Below are 18,995 nucleotides of genomic sequence, written 5' to 3'. Positions count from 1 at the left end.
TGACACCTCAATTCTAAAAATTCTATTTCTATTTTAATTATACGCTTATTTATGAAAAAATATATGAATGCACTCGAAAACAAAAAAACTTCTCCAATTTGGAGAAGTTCTGAATCCTTTTTACTCACAATCTAATGAAATCAAATCAGCATACGTTTCACGACGAATAACTAATTTATCCTGTCCATTTTCAACAAAAACCACAGCAGGTTTTAAATTACGATTATAATTATTTGCCATTGAATAACCGTATGCTCCTGTACTTGTCATTGCAAATAAATCTTCGGGTTTAAGCGGAGGCAGATCGATTTCTTTAATCAAAATATCGCCTGATTCACAATATTTACCGACAACCCTCACAGTTTCAGGTGATTCTGTACTGATTCTATTTGCCAAAAAACCGTCATATAGTGCATCGTATAAAGCAGGCCGAATATTATCCCCCATACCGCCATCAACTGAAACATAGTGACGAACATTTGGGATGACCTTTTGGGAGCCAACTGTATAAATAGTTGTTCCAGCTTCTGCAATGATACTACGACCTGGTTCAATCCATATTTCTGGTAATGGGTAATCCAATAATTCACATTGGCCTTTCACCGCATTAACAATGGCTTTTACAAAGGCTTCTGGTTCTAAGGGGTCATCAGCTTCTGTATATTGAACACCAAAGCCACCGCCCATATTCAAACTATCAACGGTATAGTCAAATTTTGTTTTCCACTCATTTAAAATAAGAAGCATCTTCTCTACAGCAGCTAAAAACCCTTCTGCAGAAAAAATTTGTGAGCCAATATGACAATGTACACCTTTAAGAACCAGACGATCATCTGCTATTATTTTTTCCAGAGCTTCTGTTGCTTGCCCACTATTAACATCAAAACCGAATTTTGAATCTACTTGTCCCGTTAAGATATATTCGTGTGTTTCGGCATCTACTCCTGGCGTGATACGAAACATCACGTTCTGTTTTTGATTTTTTTCTTTTAATACAGCACTTAATAACTCAATTTCATAAAAATTATCAATAATGATTGTTCCAACACCTTGCTCAACTGCATAAACTAATTCTTCTTTTGTTTTGTTATTTCCATGGAATTCAATATTTTCAGGTGACATGCCTGCTTTGATTGCCGTATAGATTTCACCAGCAGAAACCACATCACACCCTAGTTCTTCTTCTTCTAAAAGTTTGTACATTGCCAAACAACAGAATGCTTTACTTGCATATATAACTTTATTTTTTACTCCTAAAGAGTTGAATGTTTGTTTAAATCCTCTAGCGCGTTCTCGAATATGCGCAACATCATAAACGAATAATGGCGTCCCATATTTCTCAGCTAAATCAACTGTATCACACCCGCCAATTGTTAGATGTTCCTGTTCATTAAATTTCGCCGTTCCAAATAATAGTGGCATCTCTTCACCTTCTTTAATCGATTTATTAAAAATAATAGCATAAAAATGAAAAACTTCCTATCTCTTTTTCATTATTTTCACCAATGAATAGAAACAATGGTTACAACTGATCATAGAGTGCTTCACTTAATGTTCTCATTCCATTTTTTGCAGGCTGGTTTGCGAAAAGAATCACTAGATTTTTATTGTCTTGATCGCCATAAATAACTGTATCGTAGCCTCCTAGACTTCCTTCTGAATATTTTAAGTCATCAAAATAGATTATCCCAGCTCGATATCCTTCTTGTTTTGCACCAGTAAGTCGCTCATACTCATCTTGTTTAAACAGTTGCCCATTTGCCAGACTCCTTATGAAAACCAAAAAATCCTCTGTTGACATATACATGTTACCAGCCCCCAAAAGACTTGATAATAATTTTTCAGTTGTAGGCGAGGGATCCTCAACATAATCCTTTTCCATATAATAATATGGCTTAGGGAGTATTTCATTTTTGGGTATATCATCCCAAAAATAAGTATCATGCAATGATAATTTATCAATTACGCGTTCTTTTACAACTTCTTGGTATGGACTCCCCATAATTTTAGATATAATCCCAGCTAAAAGACTGTAGTTGCTATTTGTGTAATTAAATTCTTTATTCCCAACAACAGATAACGTATCCAAGACATAATTGATTTGACTTTTTTGATCACTCAAGAGTTCACTAGGTTCTTTTTCATCCATCAAAATACCTGATTTATGGTCAAGCAAATCTTGTATTGTGATGGACTTTCCAAAATCTACCTCGGGATAAAAGGTATCTAACGTTGTATTTAATGTCAGTTTGTCTTCTTCTACTAATTCTAAAATAATTGATCCAGTGATTATTTTCTGTAATGATGCTATTGGAAATGTTCCTTTTACCTTGTTAGGCAGCTTTTCTTTTACATTGGCATACCCGTAGCTTTTTTGATACAAAATTTGATCCCCACTGACGAGTAATGCTGTTCCTTGAAAATGGGATTTTTCTAGTAAATCGTCACTATTTTTTTTAGCATCTTTTTGATCTACGGTGCTATTTTGATTTTTTTCTGGTATGTCTTTTTTAAACACGCTGTTCTCTTTCGTAAAAAAACAACCACCTAATACTGTCACGAATAAAAGCGTTGCTCCAATCAGGATACCAATTTTCCATTGTTTTTTCACTTCATTCACTTCCTTTTCAAACCAATTCTATTAAAGTATACCATTTACTATAAAAAAATGGTTCTGAGAGATAACGCAAAAGTCATCTTTCAGAACCTTTTTAGTTGATTAGATAGCACTATAAAGCAACGGTTTTTGATCTTTTAAGTGAAACACTTTTTCCTATATTTTTTCTACTGTTCTTGTGCAATGGTCAAAATAGCCGATGGAATTCGATATGGCGAACATGATATATAATCTACACCGATTTTCTTTAAGAATCGAATCGATTGTGGGTCACCGCCAACTTCACCACATACACCAATTTTGATTGAAGGATCAAAATTTCTAATTTTATCTACTGCAATTTTCATTAAAGCTCCTACACCTTCTTCATCGATATGCTGAAATGGATCTTCTTTCAACAATTTATTATCTTGATACGCTGCAATAAACTTTCCTGAATCATCGCGAGAAAAACCATAAGTCAGTTGCGTTAGATCATTTGTTCCGAAGCTGAAAAAGTCAGCTTCTTCGGCTATTTTTTCAGCAGTCAAACAAGCTCTAGGGATTTCTAGCATGGTTCCGATTTTATAAGAAATGACGCAATTTGTCTGATCAAAAATTTCCTGGATGGTTTGTTCTAATCGCTCTCTCAACCACTTCATTTCTTCTTGACTACCAATCAGCGGAATCATAATCTCTGGTACGATCACTAGATCCTCTTCTAATTGTGTCACTTCGATTGCGCTTTCGATTATAGCAGCAACTTGCATTTCATAAATCTGAGGTGTAGTAACGGCTAGACGGCAACCTCTATGCCCTAGCATCGGGTTTTGTTCATGTAATTCTTCGATTCGATAATTGATTTGTGCAACCGTCCGTTTCGTTTCATCCGCTAGATGGTTAATTTCTTCAACTGTTTGAGGTAAAAATTCATGTAAGGGTGGATCTAATAAACGAATCGTACACGCTTTTCCTTTGAGTAATGTAAACATTGCCCGAAAATCTTCTTTTTGAAATTCTTTTAGCTTATTTAATGGAGCCATGAGTGATTCTTCATTTTGGGCAAGGATCATTTTCCGCATTTCCCCAATTCTCTCTTCTCCAAAAAACATATGCTCTGTTCTCGCTAAACCAATCCCTTCCGCTCCTAATTTTAGAGCCGTTTGAATATCTATTGGTGTTTCAGCATTTGCTTTAACACCAATGCTTGCTTCTTCTTTAGCCCAATTAGTGATTGTTTCTAGTAATTGCCATTCATCTCCGTCCACATAAGGAATACTGCCATGATAGATGGTTCCTGTTGTTCCATCTACTGAAATCGTATCTCCTTGATGTAAGATAACTGAACCTACTGTTGCTTGTTCAAGAAACTCGTCTACATAAATTTCCTCGCACCCTGCAACACAGCAGACACCCATACCACGCGCTACTACAGCGGCATGAGAAGTCATCCCTCCTCTAGAAGTAACGATGGCCTCACTTACAACCATCCCTTCAATATCTTCTGGAGACGTTTCTTGTCTGATCAAAATGACCTTTTCTCCTTGTTCACTCGCTTTTTTGGCGTTTTCTGCAGTAAAATAAATGGCTCCACTTGCTGCTCCTGGACTTGCTGGCAACCCTCTAGCAAATACTTCTGCATTTTTTAAGTACTCTGGTTCAAAAACGGGATGCAGTAGTTGCGTCACCATTGTTGGATTGATTCGTTGAATCGCTTCTTTCTTAGAAATGATCCCTTCCTCAACTAGCTGAATACAAATCTTAAAAGACGATTTAGCCGTTCTTTTGCCTTTTCTTGTTTGTAACAGATATAACTTTCTATTTTCGATCGTAAATTCAATGTCCTGCATATCTTTATAATGACGTTCTAATAGATGGCCTAATTTCAAAAATTCTTGATAAACTTCTGGCATCAGTGCTTCCAACTCGCTTATTGGTTGTGGGGTACGTATCCCCGCAACTACATCTTCACCTTGTGCATTCAATAAAAACTCACCGAAAATCCCTTTTTCTCCTGTTGCAGGGTTTCTTGTAAATGCAACCCCAGTACCACTTTCAGTGCCAAAATTTCCGAAAACCATTTCTTGGATGTTGACCGCCGTTCCTAATGAGTCTGAAATATCATGTAAACGACGATACGTGATCGCTCTTCGATTGTTCCATGATCGAAAAACGGCTTCTACAGCTAAATTTAATTGTTCATATGGATCTTGTGGAAATGCTCGATGGGTCACTTCAAGAAAAATATCTTTATAAACCGCTACCAATTCTTTCCAATCATCCGCTTGCATATCAGTGTCCACAGTATAACCGTTTTTTGATTTATAAAAATCTAATTGCTCTTCAAATCGATTCTTATCGATATCGCAAACTACATCACCAAACATTTGCAAAAGTCTTCTATAACAATCATAAGCAAAACGAGCGTCTCCAGTTTTTTGTGTTAACGCAAGAACGGTTTCATCATTAAGTCCTAGATTTAAAATTGTATCCATCATTCCAGGCATTGAAAATTTTGACCCGCTTCTCACTGAGACCAGTAATGGATCAACCCCATCTCCTAAACGTTTTCTCGTTCTTTGTTCCATGCTACGAACATGTTGACGAATCTCTTCATTGAGCTCATTTGAAACTTTTTCTTGTTTTTTTAAGTAATCTAAACAAGCAGCTGTAGTGATCGTAAAGCCCGTTGGAACTGGCAACTTCATTTTCGTCATTTCAGCTAAATTTGCTCCTTTACCTCCTAACAAATCATTTTGTTCTTTACTTCCATCGAAAAAATCAATCACATATTGCACAAGCAAACTCTCCTTCTCATTTTCATATAGTGTATCACATTTATATAAATACGATTATATTGTGTATCACATTGGATGTCAATAATAATTAGTGTGTCTTTTTTTTATTGTTGATTTATTATTATAAGAAATATATAATAATTAGTGTGTCACATTTAGAAAGTAGGTCGATAGAATGAAACTTACCTCAAGGCAATTAGAGATCATCAAGATCGTTAAAGAAAATGAGCCTATCAGTGGTGATAGCATTGCTAAGACGCTTGGTTTAAGTCGAGCAACTTTGCGAAGCGATTTAGCTATTTTGACGATGACTGGTTTGCTTGATGCAAGACCAAAAGTTGGCTATTTTTATACAGGCCAAACAATTGAGCCATTATTATATGAAAAACTGTATAAAAAGACCGTCGAAGACATCATGCTGCCCCCTATCCTAATTCATCAAAGCACAACAGTTTATGATGCTGTAACAAATCTATTTATGTATGATGTTGGCTCGTTATACGTAAAAGATGATAATGATGAATTAAATGGCGTTTTATCGCGGAAGGATTTACTCCGTGCAGCTATCAGTAATCCAAATACTGAAAAGACACCGGTCGCTATGATCATGAGTCGGATGCCAAATATCATCACAATAACACAAGACCGTACGATTTTAGAAGCTGGTGGCTTGTTGATGCAACATAGTATCGATACCATACCTGTTGTCGAGTTGGATCAGCCAAAAAAAGTTATCGGGAAAGTCACAAAAACTCGAATAATGTCTTATTTTATCAACGCAGGTAATGATGTTGAAAAAGAAAATTATTAGGAAACAATGATCCATTTCATTTACTTCCATTTAAATTGTGTAAGTAAATCATTCAAAAATAGGAGAGTGTACTCATGCAAAAGGACAAAATCAAAATTTATTTAGTTTCAGACTCAGTTGGAGAAACCGCTCAAAAAATCATCTCAGCCGTTTCAGCACAATACCCAAGTGTTGATATGACCGATATTCAACGTTTTCCATTTATTACAGACGAAGAACTATTACAACCAATTTTAAAAGATGCTTTACACGACAAGGCAATCGTTGTCATCACGTTAGTTAATAAGGAACTAGTCAATTTAGTCAAAGATTTTGCTAATCGAACTGGTTTACAATATGTTGATTACATGAGTCCTCTAAGTGAAATTGTTGAAGGTACTTTTGGAATTCAGCCGTTGCAAGAACCAGGAGCAATCCATAAGTTGAATGAACAGTATTTCAGCCGTGTTTCAGCAATTGAATTTGCGGTTAGATATGATGATGGTAAAGATTCAAAAGGTTTCCTAGAAGCAGATTATGTTCTATTGGGCGTTTCACGTACATCAAAAACGCCCCTAAGTATGTATATGGCCAATCGAAATCATAAAGTGGCAAACTTGCCTTTAATTCCTGAGGTTCCCTTACCAGCTGAATTAGATCAAATCGATCCTAAAAAAATTATTGGTCTAACGACTAGCATTGAAAGCTTAATGGACATTCGCAAGTCTCGTTTGCATTCCCTAGGTTTAAAAGAAGACTCTGCTTATACGAATGCTGATCGGATTCAAGAAGAATTAGATTATGCCAACACTGTTTTTGAAAAATACAATGCACTCGTCATCAATGTTGATAAAAAGTCGATTGAAGAAACCACAACGATTATTGAGGATCTAGCCCAAAGACAATAGTTAGGAGTTCTCTAGATGAAAAATGCACAATCCAATGAACTAATTGCTGAAATCATAAATTTAGAAGCCATATTAAATTTGCCTAAAGGAACTGAACATTTTATCAGTGATCTTCACGGAGAATTTGATTCGTTTAATCATATCTTAAGAAATGGTTCTGGCAGTATTCGGGATAAAGTTTATACACTTTTTAGTCAAAAACTTTCTGTTGAACAAATGGACGACCTCTGTTTTTTGATTTATTATCCAGAAGAAAAAATCCATTCTTTAAAACTGCGGCAAGAGTTAACGCAAAATTGGTGGTATGAAGCAATAGAACATTTGTTGATCATTGTCCGTTTTTCATCAAGTAAGTATACTCGTTCCAAAGTTCGTAAAGCATTACCCAAAACATATGCTTACATTTTAGAAGAGTTGATTTATCAATATGATGAAACAACTGACAAAAAGGCATATTATCGTCAAATCATTGAAAAAATCATCGAACTTGGAGAAGCAGAACGCTTTATAAGTGACTTGGCTCATTTGGTACAACGCTTTGTGATTGATCATCTTCATGTGATTGGTGATATTTACGACCGAGGGCCCCATCCTGATAAAATCATGGATTCTTTGATGACGTATCATTCGCTTGACATTCAATGGGGAAATCACGATATTATCTGGTTAGGAGCTGTGAGTGGCTCAAAAGCTTGTTTAGCGAATGTTTTGAGGATTTGTGCTCGTTACGGGAATCTTGACCTTTTGGAAGATGCATATGGTATTGATCTTACTCATTTAAAAACGTATAGTCGTGAAACCTATCAGGACAATCTACATTTTAAACCTAAAAAGAATCCTTATAGAAAACTTACGACAACTGAAATAACGGATTCAATGAAAATCCAACAAGCTCTTTCGATCATTCAAGAAAAATTAGAAGGACAACTGATTCAACGACGTCCTGAGTTTGAAATGGATCATCGTTTACTATTAGATAAAATCAAAAACGACCAACTAACAATTGAGAACCACTCTTATAACTTAGTCAACACTTGTTTTCAAACAATTAATTGGTGTAATCCTTACCAATTGTCAACGGAAGAAGAGCACATCATAAATGATTTGCTAGAGCAGATTCAACATTCTCAAAAGTTGAATCAACACATGGCATTTCTAGTAGAAAAAGGTTCGCTTTATCTTGCTTATAATCATAATCTGTTGATCCATGGCTGTATCCCTCTTAATGAAGACGGATCTTTCCAATCAATTGCCTTTAATGGGAGAAACTATGCAGGTAAAAAGTTATTAGATTTATTTGAAATCAAAATCAAAGAAGCGTTTCAGAGACCGTGGCAAACAGACGACTTTGCCACAGATCTCATTTGGTACCTATGGTGTGGTGAATGTTCTTCACTTTTTGGCAAAAAAGCAATGAAAACATTTGAACGCTACTTTATTCAAGAAAGTGAAACCCATATAGAGGAAAAAAATGCTTATTACAAATTAAGAAATAACGTTGATATTTGCCAGCACATATTGAATGCTTTTAATCTCCAAGGAGAGGATGCTCATATTATCAATGGCCATACTCCTGTAAAACAAATCAAAGGAGAATCACCAATCAAAGCTTGTGGTAAAATGATTGTCATCGATGGTGGATTTTCACGTACTTATCAAAAAGTGACTGGAATAGGTGGTTACACCTTACTCTATAATTCATTTGGCATGCAGCTTGCTGCACATAAACCTTTCTCTAACAAAGAAACTACCATAGAAAATAATGATGATATTATTTCTACCCGTCAAATCGTTGACCGACAGATTAAGCGTTTAAAGGTAAAAGATACAACCATTGGAGCTTCTTTGATCAAAGACACCGAACTATTAAAATGCCAATTAGAAAATCCTACTCACTTTTCATCCACAAAACAAACTAAAAAGAACTAAGATGGAAAATCTGTTTTCTGTAGGGCGCAAAAAAATAGAGTGGAAAAATGTAGTGACCCCCAAAAGTTAGATTTTTAGGTCTAACTTTTGGGGGGCGGTACAAAACCACTCTATTTTTTATGCAATGAAACTCATTTCTTTCTAACGTTAACTGGACAATACCCGCTTCATTTTACTTTTATTCGATTACTTCAAACTCTTGATTTTTCAATTCATAAACCTTATCACACGCTTTTGCTACTTCTTGCTCGTGTGTTACGATAATAATGCATTTTTGTTGGTCGTGTGCAACTTTTTGGAATAATTGAACAATATCTTTTGAAGTCTTTTCATCTAAATTTCCTGTAGGTTCGTCTGCTACAATCAGTTCGTGGTCACAACAAAGTGCTCGAACAATTGCAACTCTCTGTTGTTGTCCGCCTGAAAGTTGTCCAACGTTTTTCTTAGCTAGTGTTTCATCTATTCCCACATTCGCTAAGTTTTCTAATGCATAGGCTTTTTTATCCGCTTGTTTTGAATTTGATATTGCCATTGCAGTCAACACATTATCCAAAGCTGACATGTACGGTAAAAGGTTGTATGCCTGAAAAATAATTGAAACATCATTTTTCCGATAATTCCTAAGGCCAATTTTTGATAGCGAATCCCCTTTATAAAGAATCGTTCCAGCTTTGGGCACATCTAATCCTGCAATCAGTGAAAGAAATGTTGTCTTACCAGATCCACTTGCACCTAAAATAGCATACATCTTCCCTCTCTGAAATTCTAGATTCACATTCTTATACAGAAATTCTTGTTCATTTTTATACCAGTACCCTACTTCTTGTGTTTGTAACATTGGATTTCCTCTTTTCTATGTTGTCAAGATTTTTTTTGGCTGCAGTCTTAAAATACCAACGGAAGATAATAGGATAGAAAAGAAACTGATCAATAAACCAAGCCCTGCTAATAATGCGATTTCCTTTGGTTGAACAGAGATATTCAATTCTTTGATTGCTTCAGCTGCTTCTTGGGAACTTGCACCTAGTCTGCTCATGCTGCCTCCGCCAGGTCCACCTTGTCGTTGTTCTCCACCTCTATCACCCATTCCACCTGGCTGACCTTGATTATTTCCTGTTTGTTGAGTTGCCTCAGTCTGCTGATTGATTAGTTGTTCTCCCACTACATTTCCGACTATATTTCCGCTAAAGGTCGCAATGACCAATGCTATAAACATACAAATAATGATTTCACTAAAAAATTGTAATACTACTTTAAAACGTGATTCTCCAAGGGATAATAACACCCCAATCTCATAACGTCTTTCTCTAATTGTCATCATTACAATCAGTGTCAATATGATCACGCCAGCAACAGCTACTAAAATAACAATATTTTTGGCGAAACTTGCAACGTTGTTCAGTGGTTGTAACATTTGTTGGTATGCTTGATCATTTGTTTGTAAACTGAAACTTTCTGTATCGATCAATTTCTCAGCAGCTTTAACAAAAGAGTCCATTTCTTTTGGATCATCTAGCGTGTAAGACGCAGAATCGATTGTTCCTTTCGCGTCCTCCCCTTTTAATGTATTTGCAAATGTGTATGATGTATACAGTGTATTAGCTGGGTTCAAGAAATTAAACATCATACCCATACTGTCTCCATTTTCAGAGGTTGTATAAATTCCTTTTACTTTGAGTTCGTAGGTTTTGGTATCATCTTCTGGGTTCGTTACCTTGAATGTGTCGCCAACTTTAAGATTATTTGCATCTGCTAAAGTTTGCTCGATGACGACATTATTCGTGTCTTTATCTGATTCACTGATAGCTTCACCGCTTGTGATTTCAGCAATGCCTTCTGAAAAATCGCTTGACATTGATAAGTTCATCACACCGCTTACTTGAAAATCGCTTTGCTTCATAGAAGCCATTGGGCCACCACCCATTCGACCATTCCCTTGTGTCTGAGCATCTTCTCCGCCATTTGCTTGAGTCTCTTTTACATCAGATGATGTTGTAGTATCGCTTTCTGATTCATTCGAAATTGGCGTGATTCCATCACCCGCTCCAGCTGATGATGAGGATAAAAATGAATATGATTTCACATTATCTAGCTCTGCAATCTTCTGTGCATCGGATAATGAAACAGGTGTTAAACTAAAGCTCCCTGGATCTGGTCTTTCCCCAGAATCATCATTTTGACTTTTTTTCATCGCAGCTTCTCGATTTGCTGATAACGTAACCGTAGCCCCTACATTTTTTTTAGCATTTTCCGTTGCACTAAGTGCAGCGCTTTGGATCGTGAGTCCTGCCAAAACAAAAATTAGAATAGCTGAAAAAACAGCACATAATAATAATGTTCGGCCTTTCTTTGATTTCATACTTAATAATGCTCGTTTGATAAAATTCATATGATTCCTCCTCGAGATTAACTCATCTCTTAACTACTATTCCTTGTGAACATCTATTACTTTAATCCACTTAACTTAAACAAACCTTAAATCAACTATTATTGCGTTTCACTTCATTGTTCCTTTTAGAGAACCTTGCAAAACAACAAGAAAAATGATTAAATGGGAATGGTCATATTTTTAACGGAATCGATTAACGACTTTAACTCGCCTTTAATCGAACAGTGTTATGATTGACGTAATTCTAAATTTTCGAAAGGAACGAAATAGATTTGGAAAAAAAGAAAATGACTCTATATGGGATGGTTTTCTCTATTTGTTTCTTTTTAATCGTATCGTTCTTTTTTTCTACTCATACAGTAGACTACGCAAACGAAACGGAAACGAGTGAAAAAATTGACGTTCCACTAAAAAAAACAGTCGCTAAAGATGTTGAAAATAAACTAAAACAGGACGAGGAACGTCCTGAACTTACTGCGTTTTACACTAAAATTGAACAAATCTTATCCGATAATGCCAAATCTTTTAATGGCGACGTCGGTATGACCTATGTTGATTTAGCAACAGGCAAACAGATTTCTATTGATGGAACAAAGGAATTTTATAGTGCCAGTACCATCAAGGTTCCTTTAGCTATGATGGTTGCTGATAAAGTTGCGTCTGGCACTTTAAAATGGGAGGATCAACTTACTTATAACGAAAAAGAAGATTATGAGGATGGCACCGGAATTATCATCAATAATATTCAGCCAACGTATTCAGTAAGAACCCTACAGGAATACAACATTACCTACTCTGATAACATTGCTAAAAACATGCTATATGACACATTTGGTGGCGACGTTGAAGCTAAGAAAGCTCTCTATGCCCATTTCTTGCAAAAGGAAACAGAATGGGATGATGCAAAACTGACTTCTGAAGATGCTGCAAAAATCCTGAAGATTTTGTATGAAGAAAAGGCGAAAAATCAAGAATATCAGACGATTTATGATTATATGAAACATACAGTTTTTCACGAACGAATGGACACACCTACGACTTCTGGAAAAGTTGCACACAAAATTGGTTCTTACGCTGGATTCTTGCATGATATTGGTATTTTAGAAACGGAACATCCTTTTATTTTGACAGTCTTTACCAATGGACCGACAGATGCAGGTATTTCTTTTATTTCCGCAGTGACTGATCAATTATGGACTGCACAAACGAACGAGTATCCAAAAAAATAGATAGAAAATACCGAAAAAACGGTACTTTCTATCTATTTTTTTAAGTATTGCTACCCATATTTTTAATTTTGATCAAGCGTGTGATTTCACTTCGCTCGTTTTCTTCTAATTTCATTTGAATATAATAAATTGTCTCCTCTAATTGAGGAATCGTCATATATTCCAACGCATTCACACGTCGTCGAGTCTTTTCAATCTCTTCTGACATTAATTGACATGTTTTTTCAACTTCTGCTAACTCCAATAATTTTGGTAAGATACTGGAAAGTTTACCAAAAGCATCGTCCAGTTCAGCATTAGAATTTAAATAACCATAATGCAATGGTGTCTCTGCCACTTTCTCATCATAATGAAAATTCATGATAGGTACTGTGACACTCATAATATTTTTTTCGATGACATCAAGCGTAATGTCCTCTGCTGGAATAGCCACTAATTCTTCGATAAAGGCTTCATTCAACGTTGCATTGGCTAATACAAAACTTGATAATGCACCAGTCAATTCTTGCTCTACATCGATTCGTAACTGATTGTTCTTTTTTACAAGTAAAATAAAGCGACGCATCAATTCATCTTGTTTGTCTTTTAATAATTTATGTCCACGACTTGCTGTTCCAAGTTGTTTCTTTAATCGAGAGAGCTCCATTCGAGTAGGATTTACATTTAAACGGGCCATAAGCGATCACTCTCCTTCGGTCAAGTATTCATCCAGCATATCATCTTTGATCCGTTTTAATTCAGTCCTTGGCAGCATAGATAACAATTCCCAACCTAAGTCTAAGGTTTCATCGATGGACCGATTTGTGTAAAACCCTTGATTCACATATTCTTTTTCAAAGCGATCGGCAAACTTTGCATAGATTTTGTCTACGTCTGACAACGCCGATTCTCCAAGAACAACTGCTAACTCTTTCGCTTGTTTTCCTTGCGCATAGGCAGCAAACAGCTGGTTCATAGTCGGTGCATGATCAATTCTTGTTTTACCTTCACCAGTTCCTTTGTCTTTTAAACGAGAGAGAGAAGGTAAAACATCAATCGGTGGTTGAATACCACTCTTATAAAGCTCTCTAGATAAAATAATTTGTCCTTCTGTAATGTAACCAGTTAAATCAGGGATCGGATGAGTTTTATCATCTTCTGGCATTGTCAAAATAGGAATCTGCGTCACAGAACCTTTCAACCCACGAATTCGACCAGCGCGTTCATACAATGTAGCCAAATTGGTATAAAGATAACCAGGATAACCACGACGGCCAGGAACTTCACGACGAGCAGCGGAAATTTCTCTTAATGCTTCGCAGTAGTTCGTCATGTCGGTCATGATCACGAGTACGTGCATTCCCTTTTCATAGGCTAAATATTCAGCAGCAGTCAGGGCCATTCTTGGCGTTGCAATTCGTTCGATTGCAGGATCATTAGCTAGATTCATAAACATTACAGAACGATCGATTGCACCTGTTTGACGGAAATCTTCCATAAAAAATTCAGCTTCTTCAAATGTAATCCCAATTGCTGCAAAAACAACGGCAAACTCCTCATCACTATTCAAAACATTCGCCTGACGGGCAATTTGAGCTGCTAATTCTTTATGAGGCAAACCAGAACCTGAAAAAACAGGTAATTTTTGACCACGAACTAAAGTATTCAAATGATCGATTGCAGAAATACCCGTTTGAATAAATTCATCTGGATAATCTCTCGCAACTGGATTGATTACTTCACCATTAATATCAAGGTTTTTTTCAGGTAAAATTTCTGGTCCGTTATCTTTAGGTCGGCCCAATCCATCAAAAATTCGCCCGACCATATCTTCAGATACACCCAATTCTAAAGGATGACCTAAGAATCGGACTTTTGAATCGCGAAGATTGATACCACTCGTTCCTTCAAAAATTTGAACCATTGCTTTGTCTCCGTTGATTTCCAGCACCTGTCCACGACGAATTTCACCATTTTGCATTCGTACTTCGATCAATTCTTCATATTTAACGCCTTCAACTTTTTCAACAATCATCAAGGGACCGACAACTTCATTGATTGTGCGATATTCTTTAATCATTTGTCATCCCTCCATCTGCAATAATTTGTTTTATCGTTTGTTTCATTTCACCAACTAAATCGTCTAAGCGCGTAATTTCTTCTTCTGGTACATATTTACTTCTAGCAATTTGATCTCTTATTTCCACTGTACCAGCCATAATTTCAGATAAATACGCACCCAAATCCAAGGCCATTTGACCTTCTTTGTAAAAAGTCAAAATCAAGTGTAACATTTTATATTGCTTTTCTCGTGATGTAAATGTATCGACCTCATCAAATGCATTTTGCTGTAGATAATCTTCACGAATAGACTTCGCAACTTCTAACGTTAAGCGATCTTTATCTGATAATGAATCAATTCCGACTAAGCGGACGATTTCTTCTAATTGAGATTCTTCTTGTAAAATTCTCATACCCTCTACAACCATATCAGACCATTCCAGTTGCAATTGTTGATCCAAATATTTGCCCACTTCTGTATCATACAATGAATAACTTTGCAGCCAATTGATTGAAGGGAAATGACGTTTTTGCGCTAAAGTGGCATCTAAACCCCAAAATACTTTTACGACTCGTAATGTATTTTGCGTCACAGGCTCAGAGATATCTCCGCCAGATGGTGAAACAGCACTAATTGCTGTAATGCTACCTTCCCGATGATCTTTCCCTAACGCTACGACTTGTCCAGCACGTTCATAATATTCAGCCAAACGACTCCCTAAATAAGCAGGATACCCTTCATCTCCAGGCATTTCTTCTAAACGTCCACTCATTTCTCGTAGTGCCTCAGCCCATCGAGACGTTGAATCTGCCATGATCGCTACAGAATAGCCCATATCGCGGAAGTATTCTGCAATTGTGATTCCAGTATAGATCGACGCTTCACGTGCTGCTACTGGCATATTAGAGGTGTTTGCAATTAAGACAGTTCGTTCCATCACAGACTCCCCTGTACTTGGGTCGATCAGTTCTGGAAACTCATTTAACACATCGGTCATTTCGTTTCCACGTTCACCACAGCCAACATAAACAACTAAATCAACATCTGCCCATTTAGCAATTTGGTGCTGTACGACTGTTTTTCCTGCCCCGAAAGGACCTGGAACAGCGGCAGCTCCTCCTTTAGTCACAGGGAAAAAGGTATCGATCACACGTTGACCAGTAAGTAAAGGCACAGCCGGATTTAATTTTTCTAAAATTGGACGACTGCGGCGGACTGGCCACTTTTGCATCATACTAAATTCTTTTTCCCCTGTTTTCGTTTCGATGATATAGATCGTCTCTTCAATCGTAAACTCACCTTTTTTGACTTCTTTCACTATTCCACTATTCCCAAACGGAACCATGATTTTATGTGGAATGACTTTTGTTTCTTGAACAAATCCTATGATATCACCTGCAGATACTTCATCGCCTATGGATACCGTTGGTTCAAACAACCATTTTTTTGTTCTATCTAAGGCTGGAATTTGAACACCTCTGCTTAGGAAATTGCTTTTAGTTATCTCAGCGAACGTATCTAACGGTCGTTGAATCCCATCAAACATCTCTGAAATCAATCCTGGTGCCAATTCGACCGATAGGGCTTCTCCTGTAGTTACTACAGGTTCTCCTGGTCCAATCCCAGTCGTTTCTTCATATACTTGAATCGATGCGACATCTCCTCGCATCTCTATAATTTCTCCTATAACACCCAATGCTCCTACATAACAAATATCCTGAATACTTGCATCAGACATATTTTCTGCCATCACCAAAGGGCCAGATACTTTAATAATTTTACCAGTTTGCAAAATCATTCCTCCTATTCAGAAAAGCTAAAGCTGAATATGCTTTCAACTTTTTACAATATATTCTGTCCAACCGCTCTTTCCACATTGTCTTGAATCGCTTTTAAGCCAATGCCTTTCGTTCCATTATGACTTGGAATCAAGATAATCGCTGGTGTGACTTCACTTTTATAACGTTCAATCGTTTCAACTGCTAATTCAGAAGCATCTTCTGTGATGAAAATAACGCCAAAATGCTGTTTTGCCATTGATTCGATTGTCTCTCTTACTTGTTTTGATGTATTTGCATAACGAACGTCAAAGCCAAATAATTTAAAGGGCATAACAGAATCTCTGTCACCGACCACGCCAATTTTATAAGCCATCTGTCACACGCATCCTTTCTCTTACGACATCAATAGGAAAATGACTCCTTTTACTAACCAAAATCAACCGTAAATTTTTCCATTCGATCTCCTTGGCATTTAAAAACGCAAGTAGCGGTAATGGACCAAAAGCCATGATTTTCGCTTTCTCATATAAACTCGTTAGATAATCATCTTTTACTTTTTCAAAAGCCACCAAATCGATTGTTTTTGTTTCAGTAGAAACAATTGGGGTAAAAAGGTCGCCATACTTCGTATTAAGAACAAATTCCGTATAGTCTGCTAAGGTTTGTTCTGTATAGTCTAAATATGTTTTCTTAGAAATGCTGCCTGAACTAGATAGGACAGTTGATAAGAAATTTTCACTCTGTCCTTGTACAATTCCTCTAGCCATAATCGAAATATTGGTTAAATCGATAAACGCTAGAACCTCTGCTAAAATGTCCTTGTCTCCTATCGTTTCTGCCAATTGTCGCTGAAAGGTCAAGAAATTACGATCATATATGATATCGATTGCTTGAAGTGTATTTGATTCTTGAAAATAATCTAATACTTCTAAAATCGCACTCATCAATGCTTGCGGCAGCTCAGTGGAAACGCGTGTACGAATTGCACTTTTTATCGTTTCAATCGAATAACACCCATCCTCTATAAACAAATAATCTAGCTCTTGTTTGGTTAGTTCCGCTTTCGTTAGAACCTTTAAATTATGAAATGTAGCTCTGGATGTATAAATCGTAATCACTTCTGGTTCTGGTGCCATTTCATATAACCATTCATAGAGTTTGCCTTTTTCTTTTGAATAGATATATTCGAATCTTTCAGCAAAATCATCTGTCATGTAACTTCCATAAACTGTATTTTTTAAGATATCTTTCAATTCATTCATATCTTTTGCATGTAATAATTGTTCGTATTGAGTAGAGCTCAACAACTCTGTTTCTTTAAGACGAATCAAAGGATTGATTTGATTATACGCAGTTTCTTTCATCATGATCCTCCTAAATTTCAAAACGGAACGCTCTCGTTCCCTTCTGAATAGACATAAAAAAGTATAACTAAGCGATGTTTGTTCCATTCTCTCTACTATCTTATTGAAACAGCATTTTCGCCAGTTTAAAACTTTCCATTTTTTGGATTTCTTGTGCTAAGCTTGCAAATAAGAAATTATACTCAATTCCTTCTTTTGCAATGATAAATCCACCTTCATTTGGAATAACCTCTTCATCCAAAGTCAATTTCAATTTTTCACTAGAGTGATCTAACACCCATTTATCCGATAATTTCCCTTTAGAAAACGCACCTAATGTCAATTGCGCTTCCCCTTCAATGGTCAACTGTGCAATAATTTGTTTGGCGAACGTTTGAAACTCAGACTCTGTCCAATGATTCATTCGCTCAATAGCTTCTGAAAAAAGTTGTTCTAAATATGCTTGTTTTTGATTTAATGTTGCCTGTTTGATTTCTAATTGTTGGCGGTTCGACCTTTGTTTAAAAGCTTTCATTGTTTGCTCTTTATTTTTTTCGATCAGTTTACTTTCTTGTAAGAGTAACGCTTCTACTTGTTCCTGATACTCTTGATCGATTCGCTCAAGTTCAATTTTCTTTAAGTCAGACACTTCTTTTTGACCTTTTTCCAGAATTTGCTCTACAATTTTTTCGATTGCATCCATTTTTTTCCTCCTATTACTTCACATTTAGGACAAGTAAGAATGAGATAACAAACCCAAGAATGGCATACGTTTCTACCATGGCAGCGTAAATGATCCCTTTTGTTGCATGTTCAGGTTTTTTTGCTAATATTTGAATACCCGCAGCAGCAACTCGGCCTTGCGCGATTCCAGAGAATAAACCAGCAAATGCAATCGGTAATGATGCAACAAAATAATCCAATCCTTGGACCATTGACATATCATTGTTTAAATTGATAAAAATCAAAAAGGCGATAACAAATCCATATAAGCCTTGTGTACCAGGCAATAATTGTAAAATCAGCGCTTGCCCAAATTTTTCAGGTTGTTCTGTTGTTAAAGCAGCAGCTGCTTCCCCAGTAAACCCAACACCTTTAGCTGATCCAATACCAGCTAAAATCGTTGCCATTGCCATTCCTAAAACTGCGAACAAAATTCCACCATTGTTGTTAATTAAGTAATCAATCATC

At 36.4% G+C, this 18,995-nt stretch carries 16 protein-coding genes; 4 read left to right on the top strand and 12 right to left on the bottom strand.

Annotation, left to right across the window (positions count from 1 at the left end; genetic code table 11):
* Positions 1–120 precede the first annotated feature (120 nt).
* From lysA to ppdK, 3 genes are all read right to left on the bottom strand, one after another.
* Positions 121–1,422: a diaminopimelate decarboxylase gene (gene lysA, locus I586_RS00595; protein WP_010765123.1), complete on the bottom strand. Its 1,302-nt coding sequence runs from the start codon at positions 1,420–1,422 to the stop codon at positions 121–123.
* A gap of 100 nt (positions 1,423–1,522) precedes the next feature.
* Positions 1,523–2,611, bottom strand: coding sequence for a serine hydrolase domain-containing protein (locus tag I586_RS00590; RefSeq protein ID WP_010765124.1), 1,089 nt, complete (start codon positions 2,609–2,611; stop codon positions 1,523–1,525).
* 173 nt (positions 2,612–2,784) lie between these two features.
* Positions 2,785–5,394 carry a pyruvate, phosphate dikinase gene (gene ppdK, locus I586_RS00585; RefSeq protein WP_010765125.1) on the bottom strand — a complete coding sequence of 870 codons (2,610 nt, stop codon included), beginning with the start codon at positions 5,392–5,394 and terminating at the stop codon, positions 2,785–2,787.
* 175 nt (positions 5,395–5,569) lie between these two features.
* On the opposite strand from ppdK, the gene ccpN reads away from it, so the two are divergent.
* The 3 genes from ccpN (at position 5,570) to I586_RS00570 (ending at position 9,021) form a co-directional block, all read left to right on the top strand.
* The gene (ccpN, locus tag I586_RS00580; RefSeq protein ID WP_010765126.1) at positions 5,570–6,205 is read left to right on the top strand and encodes a transcriptional regulator CcpN; all 636 of its coding nucleotides are present in this window, start codon (positions 5,570–5,572) and stop codon (positions 6,203–6,205) included.
* Positions 6,206–6,279: 74 nt separating this feature from the next.
* Entirely contained in the window at positions 6,280–7,092 is an 813-nt protein-coding gene (locus I586_RS00575; RefSeq protein ID WP_010765127.1) for a pyruvate, water dikinase regulatory protein, read from the top strand.
* Positions 7,093–7,107: 15 nt separating this feature from the next.
* A complete protein-coding gene (locus tag I586_RS00570; RefSeq protein WP_010765128.1) occupies positions 7,108–9,021 on the top strand; it encodes a fructose-bisphosphatase class III in 1,914 nt (637 codons plus the stop codon).
* Positions 9,022–9,199: 178 nt separating this feature from the next.
* Here I586_RS00570 and I586_RS00565 read toward each other — a convergent pair whose 3' ends face one another.
* Together I586_RS00565 and I586_RS00560 are read right to left on the bottom strand one after the other, a co-directional pair.
* Positions 9,200–9,859: an ABC transporter ATP-binding protein gene (locus I586_RS00565; protein WP_010765129.1), complete on the bottom strand. Its 660-nt coding sequence runs from the start codon at positions 9,857–9,859 to the stop codon at positions 9,200–9,202.
* 15 nt (positions 9,860–9,874) lie between these two features.
* Complete coding sequence (locus I586_RS00560; protein WP_010765130.1) at positions 9,875–11,410, bottom strand: ABC transporter permease; 1,536 nt, start codon at positions 11,408–11,410, stop codon at positions 9,875–9,877.
* A gap of 272 nt (positions 11,411–11,682) precedes the next feature.
* Here I586_RS00560 and I586_RS00555 point away from each other — a divergent pair, with 272 nt between their 5' ends.
* Positions 11,683–12,639 (top strand): serine hydrolase, encoded by a 957-nt coding sequence (locus I586_RS00555; RefSeq protein WP_162139051.1) that lies wholly within the window; start codon positions 11,683–11,685, stop codon positions 12,637–12,639.
* A 40-nt stretch (positions 12,640–12,679) separates the two neighbouring features.
* Here the strand turns inward: I586_RS00555 and I586_RS00550 are convergent, their stop codons facing one another.
* The 7 genes from I586_RS00550 to I586_RS00520 form a co-directional block, all read right to left on the bottom strand.
* A complete protein-coding gene (locus I586_RS00550; RefSeq protein WP_010765132.1) occupies positions 12,680–13,315 on the bottom strand; it encodes a V-type ATP synthase subunit D in 636 nt (211 codons plus the stop codon).
* 6 nt (positions 13,316–13,321) lie between these two features.
* Positions 13,322–14,698: a V-type ATP synthase subunit B gene (locus I586_RS00545; RefSeq protein ID WP_010765133.1), complete on the bottom strand. Its 1,377-nt coding sequence runs from the start codon at positions 14,696–14,698 to the stop codon at positions 13,322–13,324.
* Positions 14,691–16,472, bottom strand: coding sequence for a V-type ATP synthase subunit A (locus I586_RS00540; RefSeq protein ID WP_010765134.1), 1,782 nt, complete (start codon positions 16,470–16,472; stop codon positions 14,691–14,693). Before I586_RS00540 ends, I586_RS00545 begins: the two co-directional genes overlap by 8 nt.
* Positions 16,473–16,522: 50 nt before the next feature.
* Positions 16,523–16,834: a V-type ATP synthase subunit F gene (locus tag I586_RS00535; protein WP_010765135.1), complete on the bottom strand. Its 312-nt coding sequence runs from the start codon at positions 16,832–16,834 to the stop codon at positions 16,523–16,525.
* Positions 16,824–17,825 carry a V-type ATPase subunit gene (locus I586_RS00530; protein WP_010765136.1) on the bottom strand — a complete coding sequence of 334 codons (1,002 nt, stop codon included), beginning with the start codon at positions 17,823–17,825 and terminating at the stop codon, positions 16,824–16,826. The genes I586_RS00535 and I586_RS00530 overlap by 11 nt, the downstream gene beginning before the upstream one ends.
* A 100-nt stretch (positions 17,826–17,925) precedes the next feature.
* Complete coding sequence (locus I586_RS00525; RefSeq protein WP_010765137.1) at positions 17,926–18,507, bottom strand: hypothetical protein; 582 nt, start codon at positions 18,505–18,507, stop codon at positions 17,926–17,928.
* Between the two features lie 13 nt (positions 18,508–18,520).
* On the bottom strand, positions 18,521–18,994 hold the full coding sequence (locus tag I586_RS00520; RefSeq protein WP_010765138.1) for a V-type ATP synthase subunit K: 474 nt from the start codon (positions 18,992–18,994) through the stop codon (positions 18,521–18,523).
* Position 18,995 lies beyond the last annotated feature (1 nt).

Origin of the sequence: Enterococcus moraviensis ATCC BAA-383, from assembly GCF_000407445.1 — a bacterium.
Lineage (GTDB): Bacteria > Bacillota > Bacilli > Lactobacillales > Enterococcaceae > Enterococcus_L > Enterococcus_L moraviensis.
The sequence above is the reverse complement of the archived record's forward strand: the minus strand, read 5'-3'. Positions and strand labels throughout refer to the sequence as shown.

Coding starts and splice junctions, on each gene's coding strand:
- I586_RS00570 (WP_010765128.1), top strand. CDS start 7,108: ATGAAAAATGCACAATCCAATGAACTAATTGCTGAAATCATAAATTTA.
- I586_RS00560 (WP_010765130.1), bottom strand. CDS start 11,410: ATGAATTTTATCAAACGAGCATTATTAAGTATGAAATCAAAGAAAGGC.
- I586_RS00535 (WP_010765135.1), bottom strand. CDS start 16,834: ATGGCTTATAAAATTGGCGTGGTCGGTGACAGAGATTCTGTTATGCCC.
- I586_RS00525 (WP_010765137.1), bottom strand. CDS start 18,507: ATGGATGCAATCGAAAAAATTGTAGAGCAAATTCTGGAAAAAGGTCAA.
- I586_RS00520 (WP_010765138.1), bottom strand. CDS start 18,994: ATGATTGATTACTTAATTAACAACAATGGTGGAATTTTGTTCGCAGTT.
- I586_RS00565 (WP_010765129.1), bottom strand. CDS start 9,859: ATGTTACAAACACAAGAAGTAGGGTACTGGTATAAAAATGAACAAGAA.
- I586_RS00575 (WP_010765127.1), top strand. CDS start 6,280: ATGCAAAAGGACAAAATCAAAATTTATTTAGTTTCAGACTCAGTTGGA.
- I586_RS00530 (WP_010765136.1), bottom strand. CDS start 17,825: ATGAAAGAAACTGCGTATAATCAAATCAATCCTTTGATTCGTCTTAAA.
- ccpN (WP_010765126.1), top strand. CDS start 5,570: ATGAAACTTACCTCAAGGCAATTAGAGATCATCAAGATCGTTAAAGAA.
- lysA (WP_010765123.1), bottom strand. CDS start 1,422: ATGCCACTATTATTTGGAACGGCGAAATTTAATGAACAGGAACATCTA.
- I586_RS00550 (WP_010765132.1), bottom strand. CDS start 13,315: ATGGCCCGTTTAAATGTAAATCCTACTCGAATGGAGCTCTCTCGATTA.
- I586_RS00545 (WP_010765133.1), bottom strand. CDS start 14,698: ATGATTAAAGAATATCGCACAATCAATGAAGTTGTCGGTCCCTTGATG.